Source organism: Tessaracoccus aquimaris, from assembly GCF_001997345.1.
Taxonomy (GTDB): Bacteria; Actinomycetota; Actinomycetes; order Propionibacteriales; family Propionibacteriaceae; genus Arachnia; species Arachnia aquimaris.
On the sequence record NZ_CP019606.1, the window covers coordinates 3,402,518 to 3,418,732 of the forward strand.

Here is a 16,215-nt window from a genome sequence, read left to right on the forward strand (position 1 = left end):
TGCGCGAAGCAGCTCGACCTGCTGGGGTTGGCGCTGACCGCGTGGCAGCGCCCATCTTGTGAGGACCTCGACTCACTGGAGTCGCAGTTCGCAGCGTCGGCAGGAACTTCGGTTATTGTCATGGGAGGACGACGATCGAATATCCGCTTCCAGTCCGTTCTGGGACCGGCCGACGGCGACAAGGGGCCACGGTGCAGATCAGCTTCGATGACTTCTTCAAGGAGCCGGATGATGTCACGTTCGCAACAAGGCGCCTGCCAAGCCGCATCTACATAAGTCGTACGTTCAAGATGGCTCACGGCATCGACCAAGGCGAGCCCGCGCGGTATATTCGCAAGGTTTTCGACGAAGAGGTGACCCCTGATGAGGACGACTGGGACTGGACAAGCCAGGTGGTCTATGTGACCCCGGGCGGTCGAAAGCAGCTCACGCTCAACGTTGCGCGGTCGGCAGGTGCAGTACGCAAGATCCGGATCCAGAAAGTGCCAACGAATCCCGATGCCGACAAGCTGGAGCCGGTCCTCGAGCTCGACCGGGAGCAAGCCATGCGCCTGATCGAGATGCTCAGGGCCATCGACTCGATCCCGATCGAAGGCGACACCACGGTTAGGGTCGACGACCAGGTCCTGCGAGATCTGTTCTCCGATCCTGATGGCATCAACCGCGTCTACGCCAGTGATCCAGAGCGTTTTCGAGCCTTGATCGAGACGGACGCCGACGCACGCGACGTGGTGGCGCTGCAGCACCGTCGTGGCGTCGTGGAGACGATGCGTACATGGCTCGTTGACGATGCAGCCTTCGACGCAGCCAAGCAGGCCGAGGGTGGTCCTGAAGCCGCTTGGCAGCATCTGTTGGAGGAGAATCCATGGGTTCTCGGCGCGAGTCTTGGTGGCCAGTTATACACCTCGTGGAGTGAAGAAAAGCTCGAGCAGGTGGTTGCCGGTCGCCATATCGGCGGCGTGGGCAAGCGCACCGACGCACTGATGCGTACAGCAGGTGTGGTCAGGTCTATGGTCTTCGCCGAGATCAAGCACCACCGCACCAACCTGCTGGCCAAGGAATACCGCCCCGGTTGCTGGCGTCCATCGGACGACCTCAGCGGTGCCGTCGTGCAGGTTCAGCAGACAGTCCACCTCGCCGTACACACCCTGAGCGACTATCTACCCGACCAAGATGACGATGGCGCGATCCTTCCGTCCGGAACATTCTTGCTGCACCCCAGAAGCTTCGTGATCATCGGCTCATTGACCGAGCTAACAGGTAAATCGGGCGGTCCGATTCCTGACAAGGTCCGCAGCTTCGAGCTGTTCCGACGTAGCCTGCAGGAGCCGGAAATCATCACGTTCGACGAACTCCTCGCCCGGGCCGAATGGCACGTGCAGATGGCCGAGAAGCAGGCTGAGTCTGTCGATGACGACGACGACATCCTCGGCTTTGAAGTCGATGAGAACGGCGTCATTCTCGACGACGACTGGCCGATCTGACTCTCACTCCGAAACTCCATCGTGGGCACCATCTGCGGATCAGGGAGGCGTTACATCGCAGACCTGAGGAAATCCCTGGACAATGTAGTCGCTTAGTTTGTGTGCGTGGCGCCTGATGCTTGTGCGCGCAGCCAGCCGATTTGCTTACGGGCGGACCAGTTCGGGGCACCCGGTGGGAATCTTGCGCCGTCCCACTCCTCTAGTTCGATGTGAGGCAGAGCCCAGTGGTAGCGGAGCCGGTCCAGTGGCCACTCGAGTTCGTCGTCGCCGGCGTAGTTCGACTCGGTCTCGTCGGGCACGTCGTGTCCTGCGCCGGCGAGGGCCGCAACGAGCGCCTCACGGGAACGTTCGAGCCAGTCGTGGACGCGTGACATTGGGATTGCGTCCCTGCCGTCGCCGATCCATGCTTGATTACCGCTGAATGTGATGGTTGTGTGGTCGACATTCGCGAGGGCCAGTTTAGTCGCGGAAGGCCCAGCAGCCTCCTCCCAATGCTCGGACACATTCCGCATCAGGTGCAAGAGCTCCTGGCCGCTCATGGTGGGCCGGGCATCTGCGGGGATCCGTTTCAGGGCGGTCATGACGTGGTTGCAGGCGACGATGAGGAATCGCAGGTCGACAGCCAGTTGCATCGCGAGTGCTACCGTCACCACCCTGATCGGCCGCCGTGAATCATACGGCCGGTAGTTGCGATCTGTCTCGTCCCGCCAGCCGCGTTCGATGTCGTCGTCACCGCTGTTCCTGTGGCGATGCTTGGTGTCGTATTCCGCGTCGAGCCATTCGTTAAGTACGTCCTCGAACCGTCGCGCCTGCATGCGCGCGCCGTCGACCCACATCAGGCCGTTCCACCATGCATCCTCGTCAGGGATTGGCTGCGATTTCACCATGCACCTGATCATTCCATCGCCCGGCTGCGGCCGGGCAACGCCACACTTACGGTGTCCGCGTCAGCGGCGTCCAGGAAGTGCTGGTGTCCCTGGCTCAGTACCGTGGTCCGCCACCTGTGAGACCTGACCGGCAGGGGTGCCCTCGCACGTCGAAAGCACTGCATTCGGCAGATGATCGATGTCATGCACCTGTTCGGCGGGCGCGGGTGTGGGCGAGGCGGTAGGAGTGGGTGCCGGTCTCGATGATGGTGGCGTTGTAGGTGAGGCGGTCGACGATGGCTGCGCACAGGCGGGGGTCGGTGAAGGTGTCGGTCCAGGCGGAGAAGGACTGGTTGGACGCGATCGCGATGGCGTTCTTCTCTTCGCGCTCGGTGAGGACCTGAAACAGCAGTTCGGCCCCGCGCCGGTCGAGCTCCATGTAGCCCAGTTCGTCAATGACGAGAAGATCCACCCGGCCGTAGCGGTTGATGGTCTTGGTGAGTTGTTTCTCGTCGGCGGCTTCGACGAGCTCGTTCACCAGGCGGGTGGCGAGGGTGTAGCGGACGCGGTAGCCCTGCTCGGCGGCGGCGGTGCCGAGTGCGATGAGCAGGTGGGATTTGCCGGTGCCGGAGTCCCCGATGAGGCACAGGGGGTCGCCGCGGCGGATCCAGTCGCCGGTCGCGAGCTCGTTGATGGTGGCGGGGTTGATGTTCGGGTTCGCGGTGAAGTCGAAGTCGGCCAGCCATTTCTCGCGGGGGAAGCCGGCGCTCTTGATGCGACGCAGGGTGGAGCGGCGGTCGCGGTCGTCGACCTCGGCCAGGAGGAGTTCGGCGAGGAAGCCTTGGTAGGTGAGTTGTTCCTTGGTGGCGGCCGTCACGGCGTCGTCGACGACGGCGCGGATGGTGGGCAGTCGGAGCCGGCGGCAGGCCTGGTCGATCGCGGCCTGCGCGGCTTGTTCGGTGAGGCCCTGACGACGGCGAAGGCTGGCGGGGCGGGTGCTGGTGGTGGTCATGGGGTTCCTGTCGGGGTGTGGTGGTGGGCCTCGGCACGGGCCGGGGTGGGATCGGGGTGTCGTCGTCGCAGCAGGAGTTCGTCGTAGGCGGTGACGGTGGGCAGGGGCCGGGTGTCGGCCGGTAGCGCGGCGATCAGCGAGTTCGAGTCGGTGTGGCGGCGCGGTGGCAGGTTCACCACGGTGCCGCCGCGCTGCGGCGCGGGCGCGGTGTGGCTGACGCTGTGGCGTCGGGCCTCGACGGCGACGACGTCGGCCGAGACGGCCCCGACGGACAGGGCGCTGGTGATCCCGGCGATCACCGCCTCGGTCGGCAGGGAGCGGTGGAGCAGGAGCACGTCGATCAACTCCTGGGTGCCCGCGACGTCGCCGCTGGTCTTGCTGGCGGCAGCCCAGAACGCGTCGTGGGCTGCGGTGAACGCCCCCGCGGCTCTGGCTTGGGCCAGGGCGGTCGAGCCGGGGAACGCGCCGGGCTTGTGGCGCAGAACCTCGAGGTAGTGGTCCAGCTCGACCCGGGTCACCCCACGCGTGCCGAGGCGGGGATGGGTGGCGACCACGGTGCGGCCCTCGAACACGACCACGCACGAGGCCCGCAGACTGACCCGGACGCGCTGCCCGATCAGGTGCGCGGGGACGGAGTACTTGACCATGCGGACGGTGATCAGGGCGGAGCGGTCGACGCGCGGGTGGAGGATCAGGCCGGGGTCGAAGTCATCGGCCGGCAGCGGCGCCAGGTGGTCGAGTTCGGCGCGGTAGTCCTGCCCGATCGTGTTCGCATGGCCGGCGATCCGGCGGGTGTTGTCGTCGACTTCCCAGACACGGATCTGGTCGTTGAGTTCGTCCAGGCTGGCGACCTCGGGCATGGGGGTGAGGTGGTTGCGGCGGAACCAGCCGACCTCGCCCTCGACGCCGCCCTTCTCATGGGCGCCGTCGATGCCGGGCTGGCAGTAGAACGCGTCGAAGCCGTAGTGGGAGCGGAACAGCACCCAGCGTTCGTTCTCGTCGCGTAGCCGGTCACCGCCATGGATTACCTGGACGACGGCGGAGGTGAGGTTGTCGTAGCGGATGTGGCGGGTCGGGATGCCGCCCAGGGCGTGGAAGGCCTCGATGTGGCCCTCGAGGAAGGCTTCCTGCCCGCCGGTCGGGTAGACGCGGTGGATGGCTTTGCCCGAGTGGGACAGGCGGTAGACGAACATGTGGCACTTGGTCTTGACGCCGTCGAGGATGACGTAGACCTCGCCGAAGTCGACCTCGGCCTCCGCGCCGGGGGCGTGGTCCTGCGGCACCATCGCCTCCACCCGGCGCCCGGCCTCCAGGTCGATCTGCGCCCTGCGGACCCTGACGTAGTCGCGCACGGTGGAGTAGGACAGGTCGGTGGCCTGGTGCTCGTCACGCAGCCTGGCCAGGATGCGGGTCGCGGTGTGGCGCTGCTTGCGGGGTGCGGTCAGGTCGTAGAGCAGCATCTGGTCGATCGCGGACTTGTACGGGTCCAGACGTGGTGCGGACCGTACCGGGGTCTTGCGGGGTGGGGGTTCGGCTGCAGCGAGGGCCTGGCGAACGGTGCGGCGGTGGACTCCGTGTTTGCGCGCGAGTTGCCGGATGGACAGGCCATCCACTCTCGCGTCGTGGCGGATGTCGGCGTACAGCTGCACTCGTGACCCCATCTCGGCTCCCTCGTCCGTGAACAGTTCCCATGGATGGGGACCAGCGTTCAGGGGTGGGGCCACTTCAGACCGTCAACACCCCGGCAAGTCGCACGCGGGGCCAGTTCAGGCCGTCACAACGGGGCCCAATCAAGCTGTCACAACCAGGACTGCCGCCCTCGAACAACCACTTGGGCGCGTTCGATAGCCGATCCTCCACCGTACGTCGAGCGAGCTTCCTCCTCGACGACTCTTTACGAGGGATTGCCATGTACGGAAGACCCGTACGGTGATATGGGCGGTGAGGGGAGGGCAACTGCAACAATGGGCACATGCATGTCGGCTACGCGCGCGTCTCGACTCTCGAGCAAGACCTCTCCGGCCAACGGGAAGCGCTCGAGCGCCTCGGAGTCGAGAGCAAGAACATCTACTTCGACCACGGCCTGACCGGAACTACCCGCGCCCGGCCCGGGCTGCGCGAAGCGCTGGCCGCGACCCGGGAGGGCGACACCCTGGTGGTGACCAAGCTCGACCGGCTAGCCCGCTCCCTCCCGGACGCGAGGGACATCGCCGACGAGCTCACCATCAAGGGAGTCGCGCTCAGCCTCGGCGGCAGCGTCTACGACCCCAACGACCCCGTGGGCCGGCTGCTCTTCAACGCGCTCGGCATGGTGGCCGAGTTCGAGGCGGACCTCATCCGCCTGCGCACCCGCGAGGGCATGGCCATCGCCAGATCCAAGGGCAAGCTCAAGGGCAAGAAGCCCAAGCTCTCGCCCTCTCAGCGCAAGCACCTCATGACCTTGCATACGGCTGGCGAGCACACCCAGGCAGAGCTCGCCGAGCTGTTCAACGTCTCCCGCACCACCATCTACCGCGAGCTGCGCCGCACCACGACCACCTCCTGACCGCCCATGCCCCGCCACTGAGCGATCACAGAAGCCCGCCACTGAGCCATCAAATCCACAGTCGACGTCCTCAACGGCGGCCGCCCGGAATCGATCGTTTGTGAGACGTCGACGCCCGAGGGCCGGTGAGGCATGACACGCCGGCCCGAAACTGAGGACCGAAACCCAACTGACTCAAAACTACCCCTAGACCGTTTTCGGGAAGTCGGTTAGAATAGATGCAGAACCCGCGAGAGGGGAGGCCCATCATGGAGACGTTTGACGTCGAGGACCGCTGGCCCGAGCTGTTCGCACAGCTCGACGCGACCCAGCGCAACGCCGTGCGTCAGTCCCTCGCTGCCGGCTGGCACGAGGGCTTCGAGCCGACCCGCGAGGACGTGGAGAACGTGACCGATTTGGCGCGCGGCGCGATCGACGTCGACGAGTACCGCCGGCGTGGCCACGCGGCCGCGCGACGCGTCGCCGGGCTGGTCCCTGCCGGTCGGTGACATGGCCTGGCGCTACGACAGCTGGGAATCCTACTTTTACCCGGAGACGATCAATCCGGTAACCGGGGACGGTACCCTGCGGAACCTCTACGACGAGCGCGATCCGCGGGTACTGGCCCGGTTCGAGTACATCGAGACCACTGGTCGCGCGACCGAGCTGCTGCGCGGTGACGTGGCGATCCCCAGGACCTACGACGCGGAGCACGTGCGTGCTATCCACCGGCATCTGTTCCAGGACGTCTACGAGTGGGCTGGGGAGTATCGCACGGTCGATATGAGCAAGCAGTGGCCACCCGAGCTTGGGCGCGGCTACACCGACTTCCTGGCAGTGGATCGCATCGGCGGCTTTCTCGATGACTTGCGCCAGCGGGTGCACGGCGCAGAGTGGTCCAAGATGGACAGGGATGAGTTCGCCCAGGCTGTGACTTTGTCCGCTAATTGGCGGGGTTTTTCAGACGCTCAGTGGCGGCCTCCACTCCCTCGCACGCGAGGGGGTGGTAGCGATGCCCTGCGTGTCCGTAAGGCCATCCCCATACGACTACCGGGGTTGGCGACCCTCACCCCTGTCGACCCACCCGGATCGATACGTGCTGTGAGTCCCTCGGGCGCAGTTCCGAAGCCCACTGCGCCGCTGACACTTTCGTGTCAGTAGGTCGAGGCGGAACGTTCCAGCTGTGCGGCTGGGGCTCGGTCGACCACCACCCCTCGATGGCGTGTCCGTGCGGCGTCGGGCTTGGCTACAGGTACCGGCAGACCTGGTCGGAGCTGCACGTGTCGGGCTCAACGTGCTCGGCCTGGTCGCGTAGCCCGGCGAGGGTGTCGCGCAGGTCGTGGAGCTGTCTGAGTTTCAGGTCAATGTCGGTCAGGCGTGCGTCGAGCAGGTCGCGTACGTGATCGCAGGGAGCTTGGCCGTGGTCGCGGATGTCGAGGACCTGCCGGATCTGGGCGAGGGAGAGTCCGGCGGCTTGGCCGCGGTGGATGAAGTCGATCCGGGTGAGGCTCTCGGTCGTGTAGTCGCGGTAGCCGCCGGGCGTGCGCTCGGCCGGGGGCAAGAGCCCCTGGTCTTCATAGAACCGCAGAGTCTTCGTGGTCGTGCCGGCCGCTTCAGCGAGCTCCCCGATCCGCATCCTCACCCCTCGTGTGTCACAGGTCTCACCCTTGACCTTCCCCTGTACTGGAAGCTTTAGTATCGCCGCATCAGGAGGATTTCTCAACAGTCCGGGGAGGGTTCGGGATGCAGTCGAAGATTGATCTGGCCGTGATCGGGTCGGGTGGCGCGGCGTTCGCCGCAGCGATCCGCGCCACCACGCTGGGCAAGTCGGTGGTGATGGTCGAGCGCGGTACGTTCGGCGGCACCTGCGTGAACACCGGGTGCGTGCCGTCCAAGGCGCTGATAGCGGCCGCCGAGGCCCGCCACGTGGCCGCGGACGCGGGCTCCCGGTTCCCGGGGATCGCCGCCACCGCGGGCGCGGTCGACATGCCCGGGCTGGTGGGTGGCAAGCAGGACCTGGTCGAGGCGATGCGGGGTGAGAAGTACTTCGACGTGGCCGAAGCCTACGGCTGGCCGGTCCGCCAGGGCCAGGCGGCCTTCGCCGGCACCCCGGATGCGCCTGTGCTGGAGGTCACCGCCGCTGAAGGCACCGTGGAAACCATCGAGTCCGCCCATTACCTGATCGCTACCGGCACCCGTCCCTGGGTCCCGCTCATCCAGGGGCTGGACGGCGTCGAGTACCTGACCTCGACGTCGGCGATGGAACTGTCCGAGCGCCCCGACTCGCTGCTGGTGCTCGGCGGTGGCTACGTGGCGCTGGAGCTGGCCCAGATGTTCGCCCGGCTCGGCTCGAAGGTGACCCTGCTGGTGCGTTCTCGGCTGGCGTCGAAGGAGGAGCCGGAGGTTTCCAGATCATTGCAGGAAGTCTTCGCCGACGAGGGCATCCGGGTGGTCCGCCGCGCTGTTCCCTCCCGCGTTGCCCGCGATACCGTCACCGGGCAGGTCGTCGTCATGGCCGAGGTCTCGGGCGGCGAGCAGGAGTTCCGTGCCGACGAGATCCTCGTCGCGCTCGGACGCCGCCCGGTCACCGAGGGGCTCAACCTCGAGGCCGTGGGGGTGAAGACCGGCGAGGCCGGACAGATCGTGGTCACCGACCAGTTGCAGACCGCCAACCCCCGCGTCTGGGCGGGCGGGGATGTCACCGGGCACCCCGAGTTCGTCTATGTCGCGGCCCGGCACGGCACGATCGTCGCCGAGAACGCCTTCACCGACGCCAACACTTCGGTCGACTACACACGGATGCCTCGGGTGACGTTCACCGGTCCCGCCATCGGCGCGGTCGGGATGACCGAGAAGGAGGTCATCGCGGCCGGGATCCGCTGCGACTGCCGCGTCCTGCCACTGGAGTACGTGCCCCGTGCGCTGGTGAACCGGGACATGCGTGGGTTCATCAAGATGGTCGCCAACGCCGACACCGGCGAGATCCTCGGTCTCACCGCTGTCGCCAAGGACGCCGGCGAGCTCGCCGCCGCCGGCGTCCACATCCTCGGCAAGACCATCGCAGAAGTCGCCGACGCGTGGGCCCCATACCTGACCATGGCCGAAGGCATCCGCATCGTCGCCAAGGCCTTCACCACCGACGTCTCGAAGCTGTCCTGCTGCGCCTGACCGCGCACTCACCCACCAGGAGTGACTACAGCCCTACGCAACTCGGTGGACCGGGTCAAGTTGTTTGTGTAAGGAGTTCGGTCTCCGGGTGGGTTAGAGGTAGGGGTTGATCCGGTCGGGGTAGGCGATCGCGAGTTGGGCGAGGGCCTGTTTCCAGTTCGTGGTGACCTGCCCCTCGACGAGGCGGCCTTCGGCGTTGCGTTTCTGTCCCTTCTTGCGTCCTTTCTCCTTGGCGCGGTCGCGGGCCCGCTTGTCTTCGATGTTGCAGATCGCCAGCCAGAGCAGCTTCACGGCGGCCTCGTCGGAGGGGAAGTGGCCGCGGTTCTTCGTGACTTTCCGTAGCTGGTAGTTCAGCGACTCGATGGCGTTGGTGGTGTAGATCACGCGGCGCAGCATCGGTGGGAACGCCAGGAACGGCACGAACCGGGTCCAGGCGTCGGTGAACACGCGCACCGTGTTTGGGTTCGCCCGGCCGAGCTCGGAGGCTGCGAACGTGTCCAGGGCGGCCCGCGCGGACGGTTCGTCGGCGGCCTGGTAGATCGGCTTCAACGCCGCCGCCATCTGCTTGCGGTCCTTGTAGTTGACGAATCGCATCGCGGAGCGGATCAAGTGGACCACGCAGGTCTGAACGGTCGACTGCGGCCAGGTGGCCTCGACGGCCTCGGGGAAACCGGTCAGCCCGTCGCAGCACACGATCAGGACGTCACGGACGCCGCGGTTGGCGAGCTGCGCGCAGACCCCAGCCCAGAACTTCGCCCCTTCAGTGGCCTGGATCCAGATCCCCAGCACATGTTTGATCCCGTCCATGTCGACGCCGATGGCGATGTGAGCGGCCTTGTTGCGTACGTGGGCGCCGTCGCGGACCTTCACGATCAGAGCGTCGAGGTAGATCACCGGGTAGAACGCCTCCAGCGGCCGCTGCTGCCAGATCATCACCTCATCGGCGACTTCGTCGGTGATCTTCGAGATCGTCTCCCTCGAGATCTCGGTCCCGATGGTCGAGACGAGGTGATGCTCGATGTCGCGGACCGTCATCCCGCCCGCATACAAGCTGATGATCATGTCATCGAGGCCTGACAGGCGCCTGGAGCCCTTCGGGACCAGCATCGGGGTAAACGAGCCGTCCCGATCGCGGGGGATCGCCAGATCGACGTCACCGACGCTGGTGGCCACCGTCTTCGGGTACGACCCGTTGCGCGAGTTCGGGAACATCGAGGCTTCAGCGTCGCCCTTGTCGTAGCCGAGGTGGTCGGCGAGTTCGGCCTGGAGGCCTCGCTCGAGGCCGGCCTTGATCAGTTGCTGGATCAGCCCGTCGCGGCCCTCCAGGCGGACGTCGCCGGCGTCGATGCGGGCATACAAGTCCTCCAGAGCCCCGGAGGCCTCCAACGCGGCCACGCCGTCGCGCTGCGCACGTCGCCGGTCTTCACGGTCGAGTTTGTCTATCACGGTCATCATTCTGCTTTCGTGTCAGGAGCAACCCCTTACACAAACCATCTGACACCCTCCGGTGATCAAGCCCTGGCCGATCAAGCCACCGATCCCCGGCGGTTTCACCATCGACGACTTCACCGTCGACGAGGCAGCCGGCTCGGCGACCTGCCCTCAGGGTGTCACCCGCCCGATCAGCCCGACCCGGAAGGTGACCTTCGGTTCCGCCTGCACTGGGTGCCCGCTGCGGGATCAATGCACCACCGCCGTCAATGGTCGCAAGCTGCAACTCCATGAACACGATGCTCTGCAGCGCGCTCACCGCGTCCGCGCCACCGACCCGGCCTTCCAGGACACCTACCGAAGCCTGCGACCCATGGTGGAGCGCTCGATCGCGTGGCTGACTCGCGGCGCCAGACGCGTGCCCTACCGCGGCGTCGCGAAGAACAACACCTGGCTCCACCACCGCGCCGCGGGTCTGAACCTGCGACGGCTCCTCAACCTCGGTCTGGCCTGGGGCCCCACCAGCTGGGTTACCGCCTGAGCCGGGGCCCATGAGCACACGGCACCCGGATTACCAGCGGCCTCATGGGCCCGAGAAGACGTCCCTGACGCCCCGTTCCTCACAGGAGCCAACCGCGAGAATCCACGGCGGAGTCCCCACTGAGAGGCCCCAGACGCCACACTGCCCACCCAGAAACCACCAAGCAGACAGCAACAGCCGTTCTTCAGCAGTCTCCTAGTCGCGGAGGCGGGCGCTCACCCAGTCGACGAGCGTGCCCAGCCGCTGCCAGGCGTCACCGACGGCGTCGGTGAAGTCCGCCTCGCCCGTTGCAGTGATCTCCCGCATGACGTGCAGCGACTTGTGTCGCAGGAGGTCGATGCGGGGATGGTCCTTGGAGTGTCCCCGAGGGGCGGTCTTCAACTGGTCGCCGCCGACCACCCATCCCTCCTCGCGGAGTTCGGCAACGATCGCCGCCAACCGGGCCCCGGCCTCGTCGTCGGCGACCGCCTCGCGGAAGCGGGTGAGGGCATCGGCGTCGGCGGCGTAGAAACCGCCCCCCGCCGTCGCCTCCCGCGCATTGACCTCGACGTAGTAACCGCAGGCCGGGCCGGTGGCGATGTAGGCGCCCTGATGTGTCTTGTAGGGCGACTTGTCGGCGGAGAATCGCACGTCGCGGTGGGGGCGGAACAGCTTGGCGTCGCCGAACTCCGGCTGCAGCGCCTCGGTGACCTCCTCGAGCGGTCCGCGCACGTGCTCGTCGTAGCGGGGCTTGTTGGCAAGCCACCACTCGCGGGTGTTGTTCAGTTCCAGGTCGCGGTAGAAGGCCATCGCGTCGGCTGGAAAGCTCATCCGCCCAGTCTTCCCCAGGGATCAAGCACTCCGGGGTGGTCCGGGGTCACTTTCCTGCCACGACGCTGCTCATTCGGCGATCAACCGGGCGACCACCTTCGGTTCGGGCTTGCTCAGCGACCCGAGGGTCGGCAGCACCGTGGCGGCCACGACGACGACGAACAACACCAGCACCACCCAGAACAGGCTCGCCCACGGCACGGCGATGACGAACGGCATGCCGATGGCCTGCATCGACTGCTGGCAGAGCACCAGCGCGATCGTCACCGGGACGGCACTCAGCAGGAGCGCGTTGACGGCCATGATCACCGCCTCGTAAGCGGGCATGGCGACGCGCTGGGCGGGGGTGGCCCCGACGACGCCAGCCAGCGCCAGCTCGGCGTCGCGCTGCCTGCTCATCATGATCAGCGAGCCGATGCCGCCGCCGAGCGCAATGATCAGCGGCATCCCCAACAGCGGCAGCATGGTCGAGAGCCCGATGTTCTCCAACTGGCCCTCCGCGCCGGCCGCGCGCAGCATGGCGTTGAGGGATTCGCCCACCATCACCATGCCCACGAGCAGCGAGATGCTGAACATCATCGGCACCACGGTGCGCGCCATCCGCATGCCGCGGGCGACGATGTTCTGCCTGGCCATCCGCCACACGGGGTCGACGGCCGGGATGAGCCCGGCCCAGATCCTCGTCAGCGGGCCGACCAGCAGCGGCGTCAGCATGCCCACCAGCGCCGTCGCCAGCACCAGGGAGAACACCGTGCCCTGCATGGCGGTGCTGAACGCTGCGTTGCCGGCATCAGGGTCTTCGGACATTCCCTTCACGACGGTGGGGATGGCGAAGAAGGCGGCGACGGCCAGTGCGAGGAGCACGACGCGGATCCACTTCCCGACGCCGAAGCGCTCGGTGGAGGCGCCGGTGGTGGCCTGGCGGAGAGCCTCGACGGGCGCGATCATGCTGGCGCGCTTGGCCTGCCTGGCGCCGCCGATCAGCGCGACGATCACCGTGAAGCCGGCGGCCAGGATCACCGCGGTGGGGGAGTAGACGGCCGGCGGGGGCGGACCGGTGTAGTCGCCGGATTGCGCCCGCGAGCCCATCGTGAGATCGAGCAGCGGCTGCAGCAGGAGCATCGCCAGCAGCTGCCCGACCACTGCGCTGGCCAGGGAGACGGCGATGAGCTGGATGCGCACCGTGCCGCGGATCTGGGCGGGGGTGGCCCCCACCAGCCCCAGGCGGGCCAGCGACCCGCGCCGGGAATCCACCACCAGGCTGGTGGCAGACGAGATGACGGCGATGCCCACCACCACCGAGAGGAACAGGTTGGTGGAGGCCGAGAAGGTGAGCGCGAACACCTCGACCTCGGGCAGGAGGCCCCTGGCTCCCGCGTTGACCGCGGTGGCCTGGAGCAGCCCAGAGAGCCCCAGGCCGAGGTTGACGGCGACGAACACCAGCGCCACGCCGAGCCACGCCGTCCACGAGTCCCTCAGCTCGGCGAGCTGGACGTCACGCATCGGAGCCGCTGAGTTCGGCGAGGCTGGAGGCGACCTCGGTCACCGACGGGCGGGCGAGCTCGTGGACGAGCAGCCCGTCGCGCATGAACAGCACCCTGTCGCAGGCAGCGGCCACCTTGGGGTCGTGGGTCACGACGAGCACGCACTGGCCGGGGCTGTGCGCGATGGTGGTGAGTTCCTCCAGCACGACGTCGCCCGTGCGGGTGTCCAGTGCGCCGGTGGGTTCGTCGGCGAAGATGATCTGCGGCCGCTGCGCCAGCACCCGGGCCAGCGCCACGCGTTGCTGCTCGCCGCCGGACATCGACGGCGGCCGGGCACCCAATCGTTCGCCGAGGCCCACCTTCTGCAGGGCCTCGCGCACGAGGTCGGCCGGCGGCTGCTCACGCCTCAGGCGGTAGGGGAGCTCCACGTTCTGGGTGGCGGTCAGCGTGGGGATGAGGTTGTAGGACTGGAAGACGAACCCCACCTCGCGGCGGCGGAGCTTGGCGAGGTCGGCCTTGCTGAGCTGGGTGACGTCGCGCCCGAGCATGGTGGTGCGGCCGCTGGTCACCGATTCGAGCCCGGCCACGCAGTAGAGGAGGGTGGACTTGCCTGAGCCCGAGGGCCCCATCACGGCCACCATCTCCGACTCGCGCACCTGGAACGACACCCCGTGGAGGATCTCCACCTTGCGCTTCCCGACGGAGAAGGACTTGTGGACGTCGTCTGCGGTGACGAGTGGGCCCTGAGTAGGCATGAAGGTGTTGGTCATGGGAGACCTCCGGTCATAACATGTTGTCGAGGGCGACGCTACACCCGCCTCGGCCCGCTTCCGCGTTCGTCCCACCGAAGTGTCAAACGAACGGTGTAACTGGGTTGTGTTGTGTGATGTCTCACGACATCGTGGCCGGTTGTGTCTCGGGACTTCGTTGACGGTTGGGTGTCTCATGACTTCGTGGACGGTCGGTTCTGGGTGGGTCCGTGCCAGCCGTGGCGGGTGGTCGGTTTGTCGTAGGTCGCGATGGTGTGTCCTTGTGCGTCGGTGATGGTGACGGTGTCGGCATCCCAGCTGATCGTGACGTGTTCGCCTCGGCGTTTGTAGCCGGCGTAGAACTTGGAGGCGAGGGCTCCGACGTAGCCGCCTTTGGTGACGGTGCGCATGGCGGTCCCGCTGATCCCGGCGGAGGGGCTCTGGCGGGTGGTCTTCATCGGGGTGCCCTGCTGGGGGTTGCGTGGCCCGTAGTACATGCCGGTGGTCGCGGGTCGAGGGTAGGTGTTGATGACCTCGCCGTTGAGGTCGATGATCTCTACTGCGGCTGGGGTCCAGGTCACGTGGACATGCTGCCCGGCCCGGCTGGTGGCCACGTAGAACAGGCAGCTGAGCGTCTTGATCTGGCCGTTGGGTCTGACCTTGACGAGGGCCTGTCCTGTAGCAGGGTGGAGGGTGAGCCGCGTTCTGGTAGCGATCATGGCCGTCTCGGTGGAGGACGGTGTGGTCGTGGCGCGCGCCGAGGGTGGGATCTGCGGGAGGCGGGGTTCAGGAGTCGGTTCGGGTGCCGCCGGGGTAGCGGCCCACGCCTCGGCCGGGGTCTTGCCGTCGAGTGCTTGATGGGCTCGTTCGTTGTTGTAGTACTGGTCGAACTGGTCGACCAGTGCTTGCAAGGCCTCGATCGTCTTCGCGGGTGGCCTGGCGTTGAGCCACTTCTGCAGCGTCTGGTGGAACCGTTCGTTCTTGCCCTGGGTTGTCGGCCGGTCCGGTTTGCCGGTGATGGGCTTGACCCCGAGGTCGAGCAGGTAGTCGACCAGCTTGCCGGTGAAGCCGCGGCGGGTGGGGTTGAACGCCAATCCGTTGTCGGACAGCAGCCGCTGCGGGACGCCCCAGCGGCGGATCGCGGTAGACACGACCAACACAGCGGCTTTGGCTGTCTCGCCGTCGGCGACGAGGCTTGCGGTGGCGAGCCGGGAGTGGTCGTCGATGACCTGGTGGATCGACACGCTGGTGCCATCAGCCAGTGACCAGGCGAACGCGTCGATCTGCCAACAGCAGTTCGGGGCCGGGTAGACGAACCGGCGGTTCGCCGCCCGCGGCCGCTTACGCGGTTCCGGCTTGGACACGCCAGCGGCAGCGAACGCACGAGCGAGTGTAGCCCTTGAGGGCGGGTTCAGCCCCTGTCGGCGCATCCTGGCCAGCACTGACAAGGGGCCGGCGTCCAGCCCCTGCTCGGAGAGCCAAGCTCGGACGGCCAGCGCGTGCTCGATCACCTGCTGGTCGGTCCGGTTCGGGCTGTGATGGGGGCGGCGTGAGCCCGGCTCTGTCGCGCCGACCGGACCGACCTCACCGGCCTGGCGTCTGATCTTGTAGAACACCGCCCGACTGATCTGGTGCCGCTCGCAGAAGCGCGTGACCGCACCCCGCTCGGCATCATCGGGCCAGTTCGCGATCGCCCACCGCACGTCCGCGGGCACGTGGTTGAAATCCATGCCCAAACCAACCACCCGCACCCAGTGCCCACGATGTCGTGAGACTCACTGTCCACGATGTCCCGAGACAGAACCGGCCACGATGTCGTGAGACTTCACATAACTGGGTTGTGTTGTCATGCTGGTCTGGGGCTGCTGAGGCGGCCGTCGAATCGGATGTCGAAAGCGTTGAGGGCTTCCTTCCATCTCTGGGTCCAGCGGGCCCTGCCTTTGCCTGTGGGGTCGAGCGCCATGACGGCGAGGTAGACACACTTGAGCGCGGCCTGCTCGTTGGGGAAGTGCCCGCGGGCTCGGACGGCCTTGCGGATGCGGGCGTTGACCGACTCGATCGCATTCGTGGTGCACACGATGCGTCGGCGCTCACGACGAGTAGTGCGGACGCCAGCCACGCGTTACTGATCCAACATTGTGTAGTA

At 66.8% G+C, this 16,215-nt stretch carries 15 protein-coding genes and 1 pseudogene; 6 read left to right on the top strand and 10 right to left on the bottom strand.

Annotated features, from left to right (window positions below; genetic code table 11):
• Nucleotides 1-191 precede the first annotated feature (191 nt).
• Nucleotides 192-1,484: a Shedu immune nuclease family protein gene (locus BW730_RS15475; RefSeq protein WP_145952917.1), complete on the top strand. Its 1,293-nt coding sequence runs from the start codon at nucleotides 192-194 to the stop codon at nucleotides 1,482-1,484.
• A 92-nt stretch (nucleotides 1,485-1,576) separates the two neighbouring features.
• Here BW730_RS15475 and BW730_RS15480 read toward each other — a convergent pair whose 3' ends face one another.
• The 3 genes from BW730_RS15480 to istA all read right to left on the bottom strand — a co-directional run bounded on the left by BW730_RS15480 (nucleotide 1,577) and on the right by istA (nucleotide 5,023).
• Nucleotides 1,577-2,371, bottom strand: coding sequence for a hypothetical protein (locus BW730_RS15480; protein WP_077687055.1), 795 nt, complete (start codon nucleotides 2,369-2,371; stop codon nucleotides 1,577-1,579).
• Between the two features lie 181 nt (nucleotides 2,372-2,552).
• The gene (istB, locus tag BW730_RS15485) at nucleotides 2,553-3,362 is read right to left on the bottom strand and encodes an IS21-like element helper ATPase IstB (protein ID WP_077687056.1); all 810 of its coding nucleotides are present in this window, start codon (nucleotides 3,360-3,362) and stop codon (nucleotides 2,553-2,555) included.
• A complete protein-coding gene (istA, locus tag BW730_RS15490; protein WP_077687057.1) occupies nucleotides 3,359-5,023 on the bottom strand; it encodes an IS21 family transposase in 1,665 nt (554 codons plus the stop codon). The genes istB and istA overlap by 4 nt, the downstream gene beginning before the upstream one ends.
• A gap of 311 nt (nucleotides 5,024-5,334) precedes the next feature.
• On the opposite strand from istA, the gene BW730_RS15495 reads away from it, so the two are divergent.
• The 3 genes from BW730_RS15495 (at nucleotide 5,335) to BW730_RS15505 (ending at nucleotide 7,047) form a co-directional block, all read left to right on the top strand.
• Entirely contained in the window at nucleotides 5,335-5,907 is a 573-nt protein-coding gene (locus tag BW730_RS15495; protein WP_077687058.1) for a recombinase family protein, read from the top strand.
• 248 nt (nucleotides 5,908-6,155) lie between these two features.
• On the top strand, nucleotides 6,156-6,395 hold the full coding sequence (locus BW730_RS15500) for an antitoxin VbhA family protein (RefSeq protein WP_226996853.1): 240 nt from the start codon (nucleotides 6,156-6,158) through the stop codon (nucleotides 6,393-6,395).
• 1 nt (nucleotide 6,396) lies between these two features.
• Nucleotides 6,397-7,047 carry a Fic/DOC family protein gene (locus BW730_RS15505; RefSeq protein ID WP_145952918.1) on the top strand — a complete coding sequence of 217 codons (651 nt, stop codon included), beginning with the start codon at nucleotides 6,397-6,399 and terminating at the stop codon, nucleotides 7,045-7,047.
• Between the two features lie 85 nt (nucleotides 7,048-7,132).
• Here BW730_RS15505 and BW730_RS15510 read toward each other — a convergent pair whose 3' ends face one another.
• Nucleotides 7,133-7,522, bottom strand: a complete 390-nt coding sequence (locus BW730_RS15510) for a heavy metal-responsive transcriptional regulator (RefSeq protein WP_019157843.1) — start codon at nucleotides 7,520-7,522, stop codon at nucleotides 7,133-7,135.
• A gap of 107 nt (nucleotides 7,523-7,629) precedes the next feature.
• Here BW730_RS15510 and merA point away from each other — a divergent pair, with 107 nt between their 5' ends.
• Entirely contained in the window at nucleotides 7,630-9,054 is a 1,425-nt protein-coding gene (gene merA, locus BW730_RS15515) for a mercury(II) reductase (protein ID WP_065361614.1), read from the top strand.
• 93 nt (nucleotides 9,055-9,147) lie between these two features.
• Here the strand turns inward: merA and BW730_RS15520 are convergent, their stop codons facing one another.
• Nucleotides 9,148-10,506, bottom strand: coding sequence for an IS256 family transposase (locus BW730_RS15520; protein WP_145952919.1), 1,359 nt, complete (start codon nucleotides 10,504-10,506; stop codon nucleotides 9,148-9,150).
• 55 nt (nucleotides 10,507-10,561) lie between these two features.
• Here BW730_RS15520 and BW730_RS15525 point away from each other — a divergent pair, with 55 nt between their 5' ends.
• Nucleotides 10,562-11,026 carry a transposase gene (locus tag BW730_RS15525; RefSeq protein ID WP_077687061.1) on the top strand — a complete coding sequence of 155 codons (465 nt, stop codon included), beginning with the start codon at nucleotides 10,562-10,564 and terminating at the stop codon, nucleotides 11,024-11,026.
• Nucleotides 11,027-11,221: 195 nt separating this feature from the next.
• Here the strand turns inward: BW730_RS15525 and BW730_RS15530 are convergent, their stop codons facing one another.
• The 5 genes and pseudogenes from BW730_RS15530 to BW730_RS15550 all read right to left on the bottom strand — a co-directional run.
• On the bottom strand, nucleotides 11,222-11,836 hold the full coding sequence (locus BW730_RS15530; RefSeq protein WP_077687062.1) for a DUF2461 domain-containing protein: 615 nt from the start codon (nucleotides 11,834-11,836) through the stop codon (nucleotides 11,222-11,224).
• A 69-nt stretch (nucleotides 11,837-11,905) separates the two neighbouring features.
• A complete protein-coding gene (locus BW730_RS15535; RefSeq protein ID WP_077687063.1) occupies nucleotides 11,906-13,339 on the bottom strand; it encodes an FtsX-like permease family protein in 1,434 nt (477 codons plus the stop codon).
• The gene (locus tag BW730_RS15540; protein ID WP_226996854.1) at nucleotides 13,332-14,090 is read right to left on the bottom strand and encodes an ABC transporter ATP-binding protein; all 759 of its coding nucleotides are present in this window, start codon (nucleotides 14,088-14,090) and stop codon (nucleotides 13,332-13,334) included. The genes BW730_RS15535 and BW730_RS15540 overlap by 8 nt, the downstream gene beginning before the upstream one ends.
• 173 nt (nucleotides 14,091-14,263) lie before the next feature.
• Nucleotides 14,264-15,799 (bottom strand): integrase core domain-containing protein, encoded by a 1,536-nt coding sequence (locus tag BW730_RS15545; RefSeq protein ID WP_077685417.1) that lies wholly within the window; start codon nucleotides 15,797-15,799, stop codon nucleotides 14,264-14,266.
• Between the two features lie 116 nt (nucleotides 15,800-15,915).
• Nucleotides 15,916-16,161: pseudogene (locus BW730_RS15550) on the bottom strand (transposase); the annotation flags it as partial.
• Nucleotides 16,162-16,215 lie beyond the last annotated feature (54 nt).